14 protein-coding genes and 1 tRNA gene are annotated in these 18,101 nt (G+C 55.8%); 9 read left to right on the top strand and 6 right to left on the bottom strand.

Annotated features, from left to right (window positions below; all coding sequences use genetic code 11):
- Positions 1–130 precede the first annotated feature (130 nt).
- Positions 131–216: transfer RNA gene (locus ACR0AW_RS13845), tRNA-Leu, on the top strand.
- 8 nt (positions 217–224) lie between these two features.
- Here ACR0AW_RS13845 and ACR0AW_RS13850 read toward each other — a convergent pair.
- Positions 225–722, bottom strand: a complete 498-nt coding sequence (locus ACR0AW_RS13850; RefSeq protein ID WP_170732903.1) for a hypothetical protein — start codon at positions 720–722, stop codon at positions 225–227.
- Positions 715–1,476 (bottom strand): helix-turn-helix transcriptional regulator, encoded by a 762-nt coding sequence (locus ACR0AW_RS13855; RefSeq protein WP_170401338.1) that lies wholly within the window; start codon positions 1,474–1,476, stop codon positions 715–717. The genes ACR0AW_RS13850 and ACR0AW_RS13855 overlap by 8 nt, the downstream gene beginning before the upstream one ends.
- A 612-nt stretch (positions 1,477–2,088) precedes the next feature.
- Between ACR0AW_RS13855 and ACR0AW_RS13860 the strand changes: the two genes are divergently transcribed.
- The 6 genes from ACR0AW_RS13860 (at position 2,089) to ACR0AW_RS13885 (ending at position 10,795) form a co-directional block, all read left to right on the top strand.
- Positions 2,089–4,296 carry an MSCRAMM family adhesin gene (locus tag ACR0AW_RS13860; RefSeq protein ID WP_170401336.1) on the top strand — a complete coding sequence of 736 codons (2,208 nt, stop codon included), beginning with the start codon at positions 2,089–2,091 and terminating at the stop codon, positions 4,294–4,296.
- A 128-nt stretch (positions 4,297–4,424) separates the two neighbouring features.
- On the top strand, positions 4,425–6,371 hold the full coding sequence (locus tag ACR0AW_RS13865; protein ID WP_170732902.1) for a type I secretion protein: 1,947 nt from the start codon (positions 4,425–4,427) through the stop codon (positions 6,369–6,371).
- 36 nt (positions 6,372–6,407) lie between these two features.
- Complete coding sequence (locus tag ACR0AW_RS13870) at positions 6,408–8,717, top strand: type I secretion system permease/ATPase (RefSeq protein ID WP_170732901.1); 2,310 nt, start codon at positions 6,408–6,410, stop codon at positions 8,715–8,717.
- A 3-nt stretch (positions 8,718–8,720) separates the two neighbouring features.
- Positions 8,721–10,061: an HlyD family type I secretion periplasmic adaptor subunit gene (locus ACR0AW_RS13875; protein ID WP_170391969.1), complete on the top strand. Its 1,341-nt coding sequence runs from the start codon at positions 8,721–8,723 to the stop codon at positions 10,059–10,061.
- A gap of 72 nt (positions 10,062–10,133) precedes the next feature.
- Complete coding sequence (locus ACR0AW_RS13880; RefSeq protein WP_170732900.1) at positions 10,134–10,526, top strand: rhodanese-like domain-containing protein; 393 nt, start codon at positions 10,134–10,136, stop codon at positions 10,524–10,526.
- An 83-nt stretch (positions 10,527–10,609) separates the two neighbouring features.
- Entirely contained in the window at positions 10,610–10,795 is a 186-nt protein-coding gene (locus tag ACR0AW_RS13885; protein WP_170391965.1) for a hypothetical protein, read from the top strand.
- Here ACR0AW_RS13885 and ACR0AW_RS13890 read toward each other — a convergent pair whose 3' ends face one another.
- The gene (locus tag ACR0AW_RS13890; RefSeq protein WP_170732899.1) at positions 10,796–11,554 is read right to left on the bottom strand and encodes an alpha/beta fold hydrolase; all 759 of its coding nucleotides are present in this window, start codon (positions 11,552–11,554) and stop codon (positions 10,796–10,798) included.
- Between the two features lie 89 nt (positions 11,555–11,643).
- Here ACR0AW_RS13890 and ACR0AW_RS13895 point away from each other — a divergent pair, with 89 nt between their 5' ends.
- Positions 11,644–12,018, top strand: coding sequence for a hypothetical protein (locus tag ACR0AW_RS13895; RefSeq protein ID WP_170391953.1), 375 nt, complete (start codon positions 11,644–11,646; stop codon positions 12,016–12,018).
- A 69-nt stretch (positions 12,019–12,087) separates the two neighbouring features.
- Here ACR0AW_RS13895 and glyA read toward each other — a convergent pair whose 3' ends face one another.
- A complete protein-coding gene (glyA, locus tag ACR0AW_RS13900; RefSeq protein WP_170732898.1) occupies positions 12,088–13,383 on the bottom strand; it encodes a serine hydroxymethyltransferase in 1,296 nt (431 codons plus the stop codon).
- Positions 13,384–13,551: 168 nt separating this feature from the next.
- Here glyA and ACR0AW_RS13905 point away from each other — a divergent pair, with 168 nt between their 5' ends.
- Entirely contained in the window at positions 13,552–14,313 is a 762-nt protein-coding gene (locus ACR0AW_RS13905) for an NAD kinase (RefSeq protein ID WP_170391948.1), read from the top strand.
- 271 nt (positions 14,314–14,584) lie between these two features.
- Here the strand turns inward: ACR0AW_RS13905 and ACR0AW_RS13910 are convergent, their stop codons facing one another.
- Together ACR0AW_RS13910 and prpE are read right to left on the bottom strand one after the other, a co-directional pair.
- Positions 14,585–16,024, bottom strand: a complete 1,440-nt coding sequence (locus tag ACR0AW_RS13910; protein ID WP_170732897.1) for an amidase family protein — start codon at positions 16,022–16,024, stop codon at positions 14,585–14,587.
- 180 nt (positions 16,025–16,204) lie between these two features.
- Positions 16,205–18,094, bottom strand: coding sequence for a propionate-CoA ligase PrpE (gene prpE, locus ACR0AW_RS13915; RefSeq protein ID WP_170732896.1), 1,890 nt, complete (start codon positions 18,092–18,094; stop codon positions 16,205–16,207).
- Between the last annotated feature and the right edge of the window lie 7 nt (positions 18,095–18,101).

The raw sequence follows: 18,101 nt of genomic DNA on the forward strand, positions 1-18,101 counted from the left end.
AGCAGGATTGTGTTCGTGTTCTGCATGCATCCCTGGATCTGATGAATGAGTATCTTTTCAATCGTTTTGGTTGGTTGTAAGTGTCTGCACACGACATCGGCGCGGTGAGACAAAACTTCGACGATGATGTGCGGGCGTGATGGAATGGTAGACATATCGGACTTAAAATCCGAAGGCCTTAGTGCCGTGTGGGTTCGAGTCCCACCGCCCGCACCAGTACCATCTCAGACAGGGAAACCCAGCTGGGTGATCAATTTCCAGATATCCCTGTTGGCATTCGAGAGCTGAGTGACAACATCCTCGATTTCTTTCATTGCTTTGTCGTCAACTGTGTCTTCACGACCAATTTTGATGTCGGTCTTGCGATCAGCAATGCGCATCAGGATGGTCTTTGGATTTCCGCTTTCCTGATCGAAAGAATAAATGCAGTGATTGTACTTGTTTCGAATAGAGGACAGGCGCGACAACCGCTGGGTGTGTTCGAGAATCGGATCGCGGATTTCAGGGGGGCGACCCTCCATCTTGGCGAGACGTTCGACCAGATCGATACGGGCACGTGTGGTGTTAAGCGTCAGGAATATGATGACCGCAACATCTTTATTGGCCCCGGTCAGACCTGCGATCAGGTGGATCAGCAGGCTTTCCGTGTTCGTCCACATATAGTTGAGCCGACCCACCAACAGAATGAGCCGGTCGAACCGGGTTTCGAATGCCTCATCCAACGGGCGCGTTGCGCGCTTCGTTCGGCGCGACCTCAAAGTAAAAATGCGCAGCTTCAGTCCGGTTGCTCACATCGATCTTGCCCGAGACATTGTGCATATGCAGTTTGACGGTGTGTTCGGTGATGCCCAGATTCGACGCAATGGTCTTGTTGCTCTTGCCTTGCGATACCAGCCTCAGGACTTGCTTTTCGCGGCGCGTCAGCTTTGAGTATCGCAACAGTTTGTCAGGCGACCGGGTTCTGGTTGCAGGCTGTTTTTCGATAGGTGTGCCTGGCGCACTTTGTGTTGCGGTCATGCTGTCGGCAAGAAAGCAGGGCAGGTGCAGCTCCTCGTGCATCAGAAGGCGCAGTATTGCGCGCCAAACATCCGGCGCCACGTTCATTGGCAAATACCCGACACTGCCGAAACGGGTACGATCCCAGCGTTCGAACAGAACCCGGGCCGGACTTTTCTTGCGATAGGCGAAGGCCAGACATCCTGTCTCGGCGAGCCGGGAGTAATCAGCGGGCCGCGCCAACAGATCTTCGAGCATCATCTGATCCACGACAATGATGCGCTCGGAGGGAACAGAGTTCCCACTCTCGGCAAGCAGGTCGTCAAGGCTTTCATATCTTGACGCACGAACGCCGAATTCGCTTTGAACACTTCTCAGGGTTTGGTTCGAGTAGAACAGTTCCTTGCCGATAAAAATGATCGACAGCTCTTCGGGATATTCAATCTGATCACGGGCGTCTTCTTGCAATGAAATATTCATTGATCTTCCCCCCACTAATACAAACGCCACCCTCTGAAACTTTAAATCGGGTACAGAACTGGATGGCGCGAAACAGTAACTTTGAACTCAAATAGTCCCTTATCATAGCTGAAAGTACGTGTTTCAGCAACCAAAGGCGGGTTCTGCAATACCGCTTACTAGAACCTTTGATCAGGTTCTTCGCATCTGGTTATAGCGTAACTCCATGAAATATCAGGGTTAATAATCCTATATGTTTGCGCATGATTGTTTCCGGGTAAAATCTGGCGCGAAATAAGCCGAATTTCAAAAAAATATATATTAAACAGTGATTTGCAGAAAATAATGCTTTCGGCCAGCTATGCATACCCCTTTATCGCTGCGACCATTCCTAGGCTTCTATTTGTGAAGTGAACTTGAACCTGACGTGTCTGCGGTCCGCGTATTTCAGCGAATTTCTCGTGGTCATGGAATCGGCTTAGCCGAGAAAGGGGGACAAACCAAACAGAAGACTTTCACTGCCGCGCGAGTGTCCAGTTTGACACCTTGTGCGCGAACTCTGTTTTCAACCGCGCCTGTAGCCGCTTTGTAGATGAATGGCGGTCCGGTGCTTAAGTAAAAGTGGAAAATTTTATGAGACGCCAACCCAACCAAACAACAACCGTGACCACAATTGATGACGTCCAAATCGATAATCTGGACGCCGATTTCGAAACAGATATAGCGGTAGACGAAGCCTATATCGAAGCTGACATCAACGCTCAGAAGCAAAAGCAAGATCAGGACGTTGAAAACTCTGCGAACAACTCTGATTCACAAGGACAAGATCAGTCACAGCGTTCTAAAAATGATAACGACAATGACAACGCGCAAGATCAGGATCAAAATCAGAAGCAGCAGCAGCAAAACACCAATGGTGGTGAAGACAATAATGATAATGACAACTCTAACAATAATGCGGTCAACATTGACTTCGGTGGCGGCGAATGGATTCCCCGCGATGACGATCAGGTAGACTTGGATCTGGGCGACAACGCCAGCGTTGGTGATGTAATCACCGCCGGTCGCGACTTGAATTATGATCCCGGTGATGATCTGAACCTTGATATTTCGCTGGATGGTCCTGGCAACGATATGTCGTCGATCAACAATCAGCTGGCAAGCTTGGAAGACAACGATCAGTTGGATAATGCCGAAGTTGGTAACTACGGAGAATTCAAGCAAAACGGTGATGCCAATGGTGGCGAAGCCAACGCTGCGGAAGGTATTAGTTCCAATGCAAATGGTGCAGCTTCCGGAAAAGGCGGAACCAGTTATGGCGGTGAAGCTGTAGGCGGCAAGACCATTGGTAGCGACGCTTACGGTGAAGGCGGAGACACTGGTGACGCTGATGCCCATGCCAAAGGTGGTAGCGGTGGCGATTCAGGTAATGCCGACAATGCAAGCACCGGCAAAGCTAAATCCAATTCGAACGCTGATGGTGAGAGCATTGGCGGGTACGGTGGTGACAGCACCAGCGACTCGAATGCTGACAACAACACCGACAGCGATAACACGACTGATGGCGAAGGCGGAGATGGCGGTTATGCCGATTCCGAAGGTGTAGGCAAAGGCTATGGTAAGGCGTACAGCGAGTCCGATGCTGATGCTGACGGTGGTGATGCTGACTCAGAGTCCAGCGCCAAAGGCAAGGGTGTAGCGGATAACGACGCAGATGCATCTGGTGCAGATGGTGGCGACGGCGACTCGAATGCGGATGGCAACGCTGATAACGACAGCGATAACAACACCGACGCCAACGACAATGACGGCGGTGACAACACAGCTGACGGAACAGGAACTGGTACTACCGATAGCGACGCTTCAGGCGACGGCGGCGATGGCTCGGGTGGATTCTCGCGCCTAGTCGAAGAAGCAATCGCGCGCCTCCAGCAGGAAATCTCTGAAAGCGGCCGTGGTGATGCAGATGCCGACACCGGTAATTCCAGAGCTGATTCTGGCAGTGGTTCATCCACCGGTGGAGACGGAGACGGCGGAGACAACAACGGAAGTTCAGCAGCTGATGCCGATGTTCAAGGTTTAGGTGATCAAGACGCTGAAGGCCCAAGTGTCGATCAGACATCTGGTGATGTTGACGGTTCGGCTGCCAACGCAAGTGATGCGGACGCTGATGGTGGCGATGGTGGTTCGAACGCTGCCAACGGTTCCGGTGATGGCACGGGTACAGGTACTTCAACGGCTGATGGTGATGGTGGTGCAGGTGGAACTGGTTCTGCTGCATCGGATTCAAACGCCAGTGCTGCTGGATCTGGCGCTTCCGAGGCCACAGGTGGTCTGGGTGGTGCATCAGATGTATTCTCAGAGACCGACACGGATGGTTCTGCTGATAGCCTCGCTGAGGCGATTGCCGGATACGGCGGTGCATCTGCATCGGACAATGACTCGGATTCGTCCGCAACGGGCAATGCCACTGGTACCGCATACAGCGGTGATGGCGGTGCAGGTGCTGCTGGTACTGCAGCAGGTGGAACTAGCGGCGCGTCAATGGTTGACGTCATGTCTGGTGACACAATGGGCGGCAACACGACAGGCGGAAGCGCAGCCGGTGCCTATTCGGGTGACGGCGGTGCCGGAGGCCATGGCGGTGATTGGGGTTCGAATAACGGTGGCGATGGCATCGTGACCGGTGAATCCTACGCCTCGGCCGCTGCCGTAGTCGATACGAACGCCTTCAACCAATCGATCGTACAGGGTGCCAATGTGCTAGGTAACTCAGTCGATACGACCATGGTTGGTGGTTCGATGACCTCGTCCTACGCAAGCGACGACACTGACGTCTAAGACAAAAAATCGGGGGCCGCATTATCGGCCCCCGATCAATGAAATCGCCGGGGCCGCGCAATGTGGCCTCGGCCCAGAAAATCCCGAACCGGAAATTTTAGCTGGCAAGGGGGTAAGGGATCATCGAAATGTTATTCGATAGTGTTACCGAAAAGATTGCACACTTTATTGGATCTTTTGATCTTACGATTGAAAAAGCCCGGTTGAGGGATCAGTACGAAGAGTTCACCGCCATGCGGCGCAAGGCTGAACTGGACGAACTGGAAGAACCTGCAAAGATCCGGATCAAGGCAGATCTGGAACTGGACCCGGGCAAATATGGTCCGCTTTCCTATCGGTTTGACACCCCCCCCGCCACTCCTGAACTTCCACCCCCAACCGACGGCCCTGAATTTGAAACGGTCGTTGTACTTGAACCACCACTCTCAGACGGTCCGCCGTTACCCGAAGCGACAACCGGCCTAGGTGCAACGTTTGTGATCGAGCAGCAGCTGGAGATTGTGACAGAGCTTATCGGGTCTGCTGTGACCTACACGTTCCAGACGATTTTCCTGCGCGACAATGACGTTGTCGGCGAGGGAGATTTCCGCGATGTCGAACAGCTGATCGCATTGGCCGAGGCGGCTGCGCAGGTCGCAGCATCGATGCACGCGTTTGCCGTGCCCTCGTTCTCGATCTCGGACTACTTGTCGATTGAGTATGTAGAATCTTTGGCCGAAGCGATGTTGGCGCCGATCAATGTCGAAGTTGAAGGTGCAGTTGTCTATCAGTTCCACGGCGAAGAAGCGATGGGCGTGATCGTCAATGGTGAGTATGTGGACGAAGCCCCGGAATGGGACGATCTTCTGCCCGCGCATCATAGACCGGACGAGGAAGAAGAAGACGACACGCCCGATATGATGCCCGCCGAATGGGATCAGGATGAGGAAGACGAATTTGCCGACGGTCACACGGTGATTGCAGGCGGCAACCTTGCGATCAACGAGATGAACGCAACCGTAGCCTGGATCGATGCGCCTTATATCGCGGTCGGTGGAAAAGCGATCGAACTGGCAATGGTAAGCCAGGTCGCCGTTGTATCTGACACAGACAAGGGCACGAATGGCGGCTCGGGCACCAATGTGGTGCACTCGTCGACGATCGAAGTCGAAGGCAAGTCAGCCCCTTGGCTTAAGACAGGTTCAAGTGAAGACGATGCCCCGGCATATGTGCATGTTGATTGGATTACGACCGACCTGATCGTTGCTAATTTTGTCAAGCAGGACATCGACGCAACGGATATCGATCATATTGATACCGAGATTAACGCGACGACCACGCTGTACGCATTGGGCGACAACGAGTTGATCGATGTCACCAATATTCTTCAACTTGGCAGTTATTATGACCTGATCATGATCGAAGGCGACATGATATCGGTCGATGCGTTTATCCAGACAAACGTCTTGATGGATGACGACGTGGTGATGGGCGGATTGCCAGGACCCATTGATGGATCGGACGAGAACCTGGTCATGAACCAGGTCTCTCTCAAGAAAGAAGGCGAAGACACGCATCAGGCGATGAACGATTCCATGGCCAGCGCAATGACCTTGGGCGAGGACGATATGGCGGCGCTGGAAGAGGCGCTGATGAACGATCCGATGTTCGCGGGCATGGAGCAGATGCGAGTGCTCAAGATCGACGGATCGTTGGTGCAGGTCAACGTAGCCGAGCAATCGACGATGCTTGCCGATCAGGATGACGTATATCTGAATGGTCCCCACGCGAACCAGACCGAGGTTCTGGCAGGCAGCAATGCGATGCTGAATGCCGCCAATGTAACCAAGGCCGGAGTAGACTCGGTTGTCATGGCCGAGGACGGGGCATTTTCTGACCTGTTGCTGCATCAGGCAAGCCTGCTCGACATACCCACGAATGAGGACATTGCAGAGATGACCAACGAGGCGATAGCCGCCTTGATGGAAGAGGCGGGAATGCCCGGTTACGAGAACGGCATTGGCCCGAATGGTAACGATCTCACGCCAAGCGAAATGGCGAATTCCTCTGATGGCCTGCAGACCATGCTGGCCTGATATTTCCTGATTAACGAGTGACCGGAAGGTTAGTTTATGTCGATCGTTTTTTCGTCGCGCCGCACCCGTTTTGCAAGTCCGTTGGACCGGCACGGAGGCGGAGGCCCATTGACCCTTGAACCCCGAGATCGGGTAGCAAAACCAAATGAAAGTAAACTTGCAAAAACAGCGTCCCGTCTGCGTTTGACAAGCGAAATGCAGTTGGCGGATTCTGAACCCGAACCGGATACCTTGGATGCAAGTGACACCTCGGTTGCAAAACCCGTGAAACGTTCGCGGCAACAATCAGAAGCGCCTCAGGCGACGACACAACCGGATGATCCGGGGCAGACCCAGGCAGAGCAGTTGGATCAAACATCACAACCGCGCGCTGGTTCTCCCCTTCGGCGCGCGTCGTCGCGGCCCGCGCAAGATAAGGATCCTGCGGGTGGCGACACTGGGGTGGCCGATACCGAAGCCCCCGATTGTGAAACCGCCGACCAATCGACAGCACGCATGACCCCCTCTGCGCCGTCGGATGGTAAAGACCGCATGGGCACCACGATCGAGGCCAAGGCCAACCAACCCTTGCTGCGCCTGGGGACGGGTGGTGGCGATGGCAAGGGGCCACCCCAAACATTCCACAAACGCACGCCGCCTGAGGATTTCCAGAAGACGCTGCGCACCTCACTGCGCGCGATCTGGCGCAATCTGGCTTTCGTGCTGGTGCTGACCTGCGCGACCAACGTCCTGATCCTTGCGATCCCGATTTATCTGTTTCAGATCAGCGACCGGGTTCTGACCAGTCGCTCGCTGGATACGCTGATCATGCTGACGGCAATCGTTGCCGGAGCCGTAATATTTCAATCAGCCTTTGATGCCGTTCGGCGGTTCATGCTGATGCGCACAGCGGTCGAGGTGGCTGCCCGTCTTGGTGCCCCGGTTCTCAGCGCCGCCGCTCATGCCTCGCTGCACGGCAATGGGCGCGAATATCAGACTCTTGGGGATCTGCAACAAGTGCGGGGCTTTCTGGTCTCGGGCACTCTGATCTCATTTCTGGATGTTCCATTTGCGCCGCTATTCATACTGATGATTTTTCTAGTGCACCCGCAACTTGGCATGATTGTGGTGACGACCGCTGTGATCCTGATGATTATCGCGCTGATCAACCAGAAAATGACCGCCAAGCCCTTTGCAAAGGCCAACCAGGCGCAATCCCTGGCGAACCAGCATCTGGATTCAATGTCGCGCAACAGTCAGATCATCAACGCTTTAGCGATGATCCCCGAGGCAGTGCGCATCTGGGGGCGTGACACCGCACAATCGCTGACATGGCAGGTCAAGGCGCAGGATCGTAACGTGATCTTCGCGGCCATTTCACGTGCCGTCCGTCTTTTGACGCAGATCGGCATTCTGGGCTGGGGCGCCTTTCTGGCCCTTCAAGGTGAAATTACCGGCGGTATGGTCATCGCCGCCTCGATCATCGCTGGGCGGGCTTTTGCGCCGATCGAAGGCTCGATTGAGGGTTGGAATACTTTCCTGCTGACGCGCGGCGCTTTTGGGCGGATCAAGGCTCTGCTGTCGAACTCGGCCCTGCAATATGAAAAACTGCGCCTACCACGGCCTGAGGGGCGGTTGGATGTCGAACGCCTGCTATATGTCCCAGGCGGCACCAAGCGGGTGGTTCTGAACGGGATTACCTTTGCGCTGAACCCGGGTGAAACTCTGGCGATCATCGGGAATTCAGGCGCGGGGAAAACGACGCTTGGCAAAACGCTGGTGGGGTCGATCCTGCCGACCTCGGGCAGTGTGCGGCTGGACCTGATGGATATCCGCAACTGGGATCCCCGTCAGTTTGGCGAAAATATTGGCTATCTGCCGCAAGACGTACAGCTATTCCCCGGCAGCATCAAAGACAATATTGGCCGGATGCGTGCCGATGCCACGGATGAGCAGATCCACGATGCCGCCGTTTTGGCCGACGTGCACAACATGATCGCTACACTGCCGCAGGGGTATGAGACGGTGGTTGCTGCGGACGGCTCACCTCTCTCAGGTGGCCAGAAGCAGCGTATTGCTTTGGCGCGTGCCTTCTTCGGCAACCCACGTTTGGTTGTTCTGGATGAGCCGAACTCGAACCTCGACGTGGCGGGTGACAAGGCGCTTGCGCGTGCGATTGAGCAAGCAAAGGAAAGCAAGATCACCGTTGTGGTGATTACGCAAAAGCCGACTCTGTTGAATGTTGTCGACAAGATCATGCTGCTGACCGATGGGCGCGTGGCGCTGTTCGGGCAGCGCGAACAGGTGCTGGAACAGCTCAACGGGCCGCGCCAGCAACCGCCCGAAATACAGGGCAAGGGGGATTAAGCGATGAACGACGTGGCACGCACCGATGAAGGCGGTCTTTGGTACTCTGAGGTTCCGCGCTCGATCACCAAATTCATCGTGATTGGCTTTATCATGCTTATTGTCTGTTTTGGCGGCTTTGGCGTCTGGTCCTTCCGTGCACCTCTGGCCGCTGCAGTCATCGCGCAAGGCAGCTTTGTCGCGACCGGTCGCAACAAGATCGTGCAGCATTTGGAAGGCGGTATCATCGAGAACATACTGGTCTCGGAAGGTGAATCTGTTCAAGCCGGACAGATCATGATGACTTTGGATCAGACCTCGGCCGAGGCGAGTGAACGCGAATTGTTCATTCGCAAACTTCGCCTTCAGGCCATGACCGAACGGTTGCTGGCTGAGCATAGCGAACAGGAAACCCTCGTGTTTTCGCCCGGATTGATCGAAGCATCGGACGACGTCGAGGTCATGACGATCCTCGACAATCAGAAACTCAGCTTTGATGTATCGCGAAAGACGCTGCTGAACGATATTGCTTTGCTGCAGCGCAACATGGAGGCGTTGAAAATCCGTGCGTCAGGATTTGAAGCACAATTGGTCAGCATGGAAAGGCGATCAGAGATTCTCGAGGAAGAATACGAGACCAAATATTCGTTGTTTGAAAAAGGATTAGTGCGCAAAGGTGATCTGAATACGATCCGCCGGGTGCAGGCCGAAGCCGAAGGTCAACTGGCGCGTCTGCGCGCTGAAACGGCCGAGGTAAACCAGATGCTGCTGAAGTATGAAGAGCAGATTCTGCGCACCCGCTCAGCCTACCGCGAGGCTGCGCTGGACGAGTTGGGCGTGATTGAAGCCGATCTTGAAAGTGTGCGTGAAAAAGCCCGTCAGGCCCGTAGCGTTCTGGCCCGTGCCGTTGTGCGTGCACCGGTGACAGGCACAGTGGTGCGACTTCATCACCACACGCCGGGCGGGGTGATCGAAACTGGCGAACAGATTGCTGAGATTCTGCCCGCCGATGCGCCATTGATCATCGAAGCGCAGATCCCGCGTACCGAGATCGACAGCGTGGTCACCGGGCAGATCGCGACGGTGCGCCTCGTTGCGCTCAATCAACGGACAACCCCAGTGCTTGAGGGCGAGGTCTATTACGTCTCGGCTGACTCGCTTGTCGAGGATTCTGCCGGTATGCCGCAAGAGGTCTATCTGGCGCGCATTTCTCTGACCACGGAAGAGATGGGTCGCGTGCGGGGCTTCGTGCCGACACCCGGAATGCCCGCCGAGATCATGATCCAGACCGAGGAACGCACCTTTGCGGCCTATATCGCCAAGCCGGTGGTTGACAGTATGTCGCGTGCTTTCCGCGAACATTAAGCGCCTGAATGTCTACACCTTCAATTTTCTGCATGTTAGCCTTTCACGGATTCATTTCCTGGAGGGGCGCAAATGCCATTGACGGTCAAAGACATGATGCAAGCTGCAAACGCGGTGGTTGAGCGTATCGACGCCAGCCGGGCCAAAGAACTGATCGGGCAGGGTGCCTTGCTGTTGGATATTCGCGATGCGCCTGAACTGGAAAGGACAGGGCGCGCGGTCGGTGCGCATCATATCCCGCGCGGTATGCTGGAGTTTCGGGCCGACCCCGAGTTGCCTTCCCATGATGCAGAACTGCGCAGGGATCGGGTGATCATCCTGTATTGTGCGTCTGGCGGAAGGGCAGCGCTGGCTGGAAAACTGCTTAAGGAAATGGGATATTTACACGTCTACAATCTGGGTGGCTTTGCGGATTGGGTGAATGGCGGTGGTGAGGCGACCGGGCCCATGGATCGCGGGATGTAGCTACATATCTGACCCAAATCAAAGTCACACATATTCCGTTGCTGTAATGTAAAGGCCAGAAGCTTAAACACAGGATACTGGCCATGATACGCCTAGCAGCCACGCTTTATTCTTTGATCGCCACAGCCATCGCGGGTTCTGCCGTGATTGCGGTCCTAGCGGTTGGGATGGTGACCTGGATGGCCATCGTTTCCGCCGCAGCAGCAGGGGCGGTTGTTGCCGCGCCGGTGTCGTGGCTGGTGGCAAAACGCCTGTATCAAGGCGCTTGATTAAGCGTTCAAGAAGGTCCTGACTGCAGCTTCGAATTCGCGGGGTTTCTCGGCGTGCAGCCAGTGCCCCGCACCGGGAATTTTGGCGAAGCGAGCTGCAGGAAACAGGGTGCGAATCTGCTCTCGGTGTTCGGGCAGCACATAATCTGATGCTGCGCCGGACAGGAACAGAGCAGGGCCGTCCCAATGGGTCGAAATCTCGGGGAAGCCCATGATCTTTGGCATTTCGCTGGCCAGTACATCCAGGTTCAGCCGCCAGCGGCCTCCCTCAACATCCAAAGACTGCGTAAAAAAGCTCTGCAGCGCCTTTTCGACGCCCAGATCGGCCAGCTGTGCTTCGGCATCTGAACGACGCTGAACGCGGGACATATCGACCGCCCGCATTGCCTCGATGAATTGAATCTGGCTGTGGCTGTATGCCACTGGTGCGATGTCTGCGACGACCAGCTTGCGCACCAGATCGCCATATTCCAGCGCCAGCACCATCGAAGCTTTTCCACCCATGGAATGCCCGACGATATCGGCGATGCCGCCAACGCTGTCGATGACCTTTGCCAGATCATGCGCCAAATCCGGGTAGCCATGCTGAGCATCCCAAAAGCTGTAGGCGTGATTGCGCATATCGACGGCGATCACCTGTCTTTCGTCCGACAGTCGCCGCGCAATGACTCCCCAGTTGCGCGCCGAACCATAGAGGCCATGCGCTATCAGCAGGGGCGGATGATCGGTCGGGTCGCCATGGATGATCGTATTCAGCATGCTTCTGTGATACGCGTCACCGCGCGGAACAACCAGCCCCATTGTCGCCGGTGTGACGCGCGGCTAAATTGTCCCGTCAGGAGGCGCCAATGACGCAGGAAATCGATATCCAGACCCGGATCGCAGAGACCATTCGGTTGCTGCGTAAAAAGCTTGGCGTGAAAGACAAGACCCTGATTGCCTCGGTCCGGCGCGCAAAGCGGCGTTTGCCGCGCAAGGTCTATAAACAGGCCTTGGTTCTGGCAGAGGCCGAGCAGATGGCCGAGCATCCCAAACTGCGGATGGTTTTGGATATGCCCCGGCTCGAAAAAGCGTCGGACGAGGTGCAAGGCCACCTGAACGCGATCAATCTGGCAGATCGACGTTGGGGATGGTTCCTGAGCTTTCTTGGTTCGCTTGCGTTGGGCCTGATCGTGTTGGCGGCGTTGGCTGTGTTCGTACTACGATGGCGCGGGTATATCTGACCGCTGCACGCCTCAAAGAAAAACGGCGCCGATCAGGGCGCCGTTTTCTGTTCTAAGATCCGTATTGGATCAGAGATTCGGATAAAGCGGGTATCGCGCGCAAAGTTCGGCGACTTCGGCTTTGACTTTGGCTTCGACCGCACCGTTTCCGTCTTCGCCATTTGCGGCCAGACCGTCGACCACTTCGATGATCCAGTCTGCGATCTGGCGGAACTCGGCCTCACCAAAACCGCGGGTGGTTCCGGCGGGCGAGCCCAGACGGATACCGCTGGTGATCGTCGGCTTTTCGGGGTCGAACGGCACACCGTTCTTGTTGCAGGTGATATGTGCCCGGCCCAAAGCTTTCTCGGTTGCGTTGCCTTTAACGCCTTTGGGGCGCAGGTCGACAAGAACCACATGGGTATCGGTGCCGTGGGTCACAGTGTCCAGGCCACCCTTGATCAGCTGATCTGAAAGGGCCTGCGCATTCACAACGACCTGCTTGATATAGTCCTTGAACTCAGGACGCAGTGCCTCGCCAAAGGCAACGGCCTTGCCAGCAATCACATGCATCAGTGGGCCACCCTGAATGCCCGGGAAGATGGCCGAGTTTACCTTTTTGGCAATCGCTTCATCATTGGTCAGGATCATGCCGCCGCGCGGGCCGCGCAGGGTTTTATGCGTGGTGGTGGTGGCCACATGCGCATGCGGGAAGGGCGAAGGGTGCGCGCCTGCGGCAACCAGACCGGCGATATGGGCCATATCCACATGCAGATAGGCGTCGACCATATCGGCGATTTCACGCATGCGGGCAAAATCGATGACGCGCGGGATGGCCGAGCCTCCGGCGATGATCAGCTTGGGGTTATGTTCCTTTGCCAGCGCTTCGATCTGATCATAGTCGATCAGGTTGTCCTGCTTGCGCACGCCATAATGTACCGCGTTGAACCACTTGCCCGACTGGTTCGGCGCCGCACCATGGGTCAGGTGACCACCTGCATCCAGCGACATTCCTAGAATGGTGTCACCGGGCTTGATCAGCGCCTGAAATACACCTTGGTTCGCCTGCGATCCCGAATTCGGTTGGACGTTGGCAAACTCACACCCAAACAACTGCTTGGCACGGTCGATAGCCAGGTTCTCGGCAATGTCGACGAACTGACAACCGCCATAGTACCGGCGGCCCGGATAACCTTCGGCATATTTGTTGGTCATGACCGAGCCCTGCGCCTCCATCACGGCGGCAGAGACGATGTTCTCCGAGGCGATCAGTTCGATCTCGTCGCGCTGGCGGCCCAATTCAGATGTGATCGAGCCGAACAGCTCGGGGTCACGATCCGCGAGGGACTGGGTGAAAAATCCGTTGTCACGAAGATTGGCGTTCATGTGCGCTCCGCATGGCTGGGGTGTATCTGGCGGATTTCCTATCGGAAACGACGTGTGTCAGAAAGGTTGTAAAGCGACGAAATGGCCCTCTATGGCGTCAACTCTGGCCTATTGCGGAAAGGTATGTTTGTTTCGGAACCAAATGTGCAGCACTGGAAACTATAAAACATGACAAAGAGAATCGCCTTTCTGGCCAGCGATGCCAAGGTTGCGCAGACCGCCCGGGATGCGCTTGTCGCGCGCTACGGAAATGCAGCGCCGAGAGACGCAGATGTTGTGGTGGCGCTGGGTGGTGATGGCTTCATGCTTCAGACGTTGCAGGGCGTCCAGCACTTGGACAAGCCGGTTTACGGAATGAATCGCGGTACCATCGGGTTTCTGATGAACGAATATGCCGAAGTTGATCTGATGGCCCGGCTAGCAGAGGCAGAGGAAGAAGTCATCAATCCACTGGCGATGACTGCAATGGACCAGGCGGGCCAAAAGCACCAAGCACTTGCAATCAACGAGATTTCGCTGCTTCGCGCGGGGCCGCAGGCAGCGCGGCTGCGGATCAGCGTGGATGGGCGGGTACGTATGGCCGAACTCGTGTGTGATGGTGCATTGCTTGCCACGCCGGCGGGTTCAACCGCATATAACTATTCCGCTCACGGACCCATTGTACCCATTGGCGCGGACGTTCTGGCATTGACGCCAATCGCCGCGTTTCGCCCCCGGCGGTGGCGTGGCGCCTTGCTGCCGAAAGTTGCGAAAGTCAGATTCGATGTGATCGAGGCTGACAAACGCCCGGTTATCGTTGCGGCCGATTCCATATCGTTTCCGGATATCGATTGGGTCGAGATCAGGTCTGAGATTGCGATCCAGCATCGTATTCTATTTGACCCTGGCCACGGCCTGGAAGAACGGTTGATCTCTGAACAATTTACTTAAATCTCAGCGTGTTGATCATTTTTCCACCGCTTGTGTGAACCAGTTCACATGCAACGCGATAAGGGTTTGTTAACTTCAAGTTGCCCGGAGAACACGCCGAGGTGGAAGTGAGTGGCCATCTAAAGGTGTTTTCGAATGGTTGCGCAGTTTTCGCGCTGGCGAGGGTGGGTGGTGCTACGCTCGTCATCTTAATCCGGGCATATTTTAGTATGCGGACCCCGGGACAAAATCCCGGGGTCTATTTCATTTGTGAGGCCTGAGTGACGATGTCTCAGGTTTGCGCGCTCATTCGATCCCACAGAATCGGAGCCATCTGCCCCACACGCGCTTCGATCGCGACCGCTGCATCCACCGCCATGTCCTCACGCCAGCGTCGAGCAGCAATCTGAACATTGATCGGTTGCGGCCCATTCGGCAATTCGGCCAAGCGTGCGGGAACGCTGGCGGCGGGCAGCCCGAGGAAATTCATCGCATAAGAATAGACCGCGCATCCTAACACCTCATGAACGCCTTCGGCACCTTCGGTATCACGATCGGGTCTGAAGAACGGTTGCGGCAGGAAAGGAGACAGGACCAAAGGATATTCCTGCATGAATAGCGACCATTGGCGCGCATAATGGCTGCGTTGCGCCAACGCCTGAATCAGTTCGTCGCCTACGATCGGAGGAAACTCCTGAAAATAAACCTCGAAAATATCACGAATGGTTTGAGACCCGGCTGCCTCGATATCGTTTTTCATCAACGTCAGCACTTCACCCATCAGCGCGCGATAGCCGATGCGCCCGCATTCGAACACATCCGGCGGATCAATGTCTTCAACTATATATCCGGCATCTACCAGCGCCTCCCGAGCAGTACTTAGCGCTTTGTCCACTTCGGGATGCAAAGCGTATTCGAACGTATTTTTGGTGAACGCAACTTTGATTGGGACGTCCGGCCCCGCGCCGCGCCAAGGCATTGGCACATGGAAGGGGTCGCGGGCGTCCGGGGCGATCAGGCTGGGCATCGAAAGGTGCAGGTCCTTTGCGCTTCTTGTGATCAAGCCCTGTACCGACATCGATTGTGCCAGCATCCCGCGTTCCACCTTCTGGCTGGGGTTCCAGGCCGGTACGCGGCCCAGCCCCGGTTTCACTGTAACCGCACCATTGGCTGCAGCAGGGAACCGCAAGCTACCTCCGATATCGTTGCCATGAGCCAGTGCGCCGATGCCCGCCATGACCGCAGCCCCCGCGCCCCCGGACGACCCACCGGGCGAGATATGGCGGCCCCAAGGATTGTGCGTGCGCCCATGAAGTGGATTATCCGTGTCAGCGCGGAACGAGAATTCGGGCGTGTTGGTCCGCCCGATGACAATGGCCCCCGCATTGTGCAAGTTTAAAACCACCGGGGCGTCATCAGGGGCAATGACATCCTTCAAGGCAACCACACCATTTGTAGTGGCATGGTTCTTCTGGTCGACATTCACTTTTATGGTCACGGGTACCCCGTGCAGCGGCCCAACCGAGGCACTATTGCTGCGCGCCTTATCAAGCGCAGATGCACGCTCTAACGCTTCTGTGCCCAGATCGTCCACGACAGCATTCAGCGAGGGATTTACCTGATGCATCCGCTCCAATGCATCACTGATCACCTCTTCTGCGCTCAACTCGCCAGCTTGGGTCAGCGCAGCCAATTCTGTTGCATCAAAACGCCAGATATCGCCCTGTGTCATGCTCGTCCTCCTCACCTCAAACTGAGGTGAGGAGGACCCAATGACAAGCCCCGCAATCGCAAAACGGATCCAACCTTCATCTGGCCAAAAATATCTCGGAGCGCGAGGCAGAGCCTCGCACACGCGCGACAGCGCAAATCGATTGCGCCGTAAGGCGCTCCGCTTGATCGTACCGTGAAATTACTGCGCGTAGCCGATAGTTTGCAGGGCCACCGTGATCTCGTCCAGAATTGCTGGGTCATCGATTGTGGCAGGCATTTTATACGCCTTCCCATCCGCGATCGACACCATCGTACCACGCAGGATCTTGCCCGAGCGTGTCTTGGGCAGACGATCCACCACCACTGCTTTCTTGAACGCAGCGACTGGGCCGATTTTGTCACGAACCATCTGGACCACATCGGTTACCACCTCCGCGTGATTCCGGTCGGATCCGGCATTCAGGCACAGGAAACCTACGGGCATCTGGCCTTTCAGTTGATCAGAAACCCCAATCACGGCGCATTCTGCCACATCGGGGTGGGCGGCCAACACCTCTTCCATCCCGCCCGTCGAAAGTCGGTGCCCGGCGACGTTGATCACGTCATCGGTACGGGCCATGATATAGAGATACCCATCTTCGTCGATCATGCCCGCATCACCGGTTTCGTAATAGCCGGGAAAATGCTCAAGGTAGGATTTTCTGAAGCGCGCCTCAGCATTCCATAGGTTTGGCAATGTGCCTGGCGGAAGCGGAAGTTTGACTGCGATCGCGCCCAACTCGCCCGGTTTCATAGGATGGCCGCCTTCGTCCAGGATCTGAACGTCATAGCCCGGCATAGGCTTGGCAGGTGATCCCAGCTTGACCGGAAGCTCTTCGATTCCGAGCGGGTTGCCAGCGATGGTCCAGCCAGTTTCGGTTTGCCACCAATGGTCGATGACCGGAACTTTCAGCGCATCCTGCGCCCAGATGATCGTATCTGGATCAGCCCTCTCTCCTGCAAGATACAGAGCCTTAAGGCAGGATAGATCGTAATTCGCCATCAATTCTGCATTTGGGTCTTCGCGTTTTACGGCACGAATGGCAGTTGGGGCAGTGAAGAAGCTTTTGACCTTGTGTTCGGATATCACGCGCCAGAAAGTTCCGGCGTCAGGTGTTCCGACGGGCTTGCCCTCAAAAACAATCGTCGTGTTGCCGTGGATCAGCGGGGCATAACAGATATAGGAATGGCCAACGACCCAGCCGACATCCGAAGCCGCCCAGAACACATCTCCCGGATCGACATTGTAGATGTTTTTCATCGTCCAGTTCAGCGCGACCAGATGGCCGGCAGTCGGGCGCACGACGCCTTTGGGCGCACCAGTGGTGCCGGATGTATAGAGGATATAGGCTGGATCATTGCCGCTGACTGGTACACATTCTGCGGGCTCCGTACCGTATTGGAATCCGTGCCAGTTGACGTCGCGACCCTCGATTAGTTGTGCGACTTCCTGCTCGCGCTGGAATATTACGCAAAACTCGGGTTTGTGGGTGGCCAGATCGATCGCGCCATCCAGCAGAGGTTTGTAGTGCACAACGCGTCCCGGCTCCATCCCGCATGAGGCAGCGATGATCGCCTTGGGTTTCGCATCGTCGATACGTACGGCCAGTTCGTTGCTGGCAAAGCCGCCGAATACCACTGAATGCACTGCTCCTAGCCGGGCGCAAGCCAGCATTGCCTCCAGCGCTTCGGGGATCATAGGCATGTAGATGATGACGCGGTCACCTTTCTCAATACCTTTTGCACGGAGCGCGCCAGCCAGATTAGCAACCCGATTGCGCAACTCGACGTATGAGATTTCGCGTTTGGTATGAGTAATGGGGCTGTCATAGATGATCGCGGTTTGCTCACCACGACCATTTTCCACATGGCGATCAACCGCGTTCCAGCACGTATTTACCTTGGCATCACTGAACCATTCGTAAAGAGGCGCATTGTCGTCAAACAGAGCTTTTCTGGGCGCTTGAACCCAATCGATCCCCTTGGCTGCATCCATCCAGAATGCTTCGGGGTCGTTCTTCCAGCTCTCGTAGACGTCCTGATATGCCATAATGGCC

This window comes from Ruegeria sp. C5 (genome assembly GCF_056537605.1).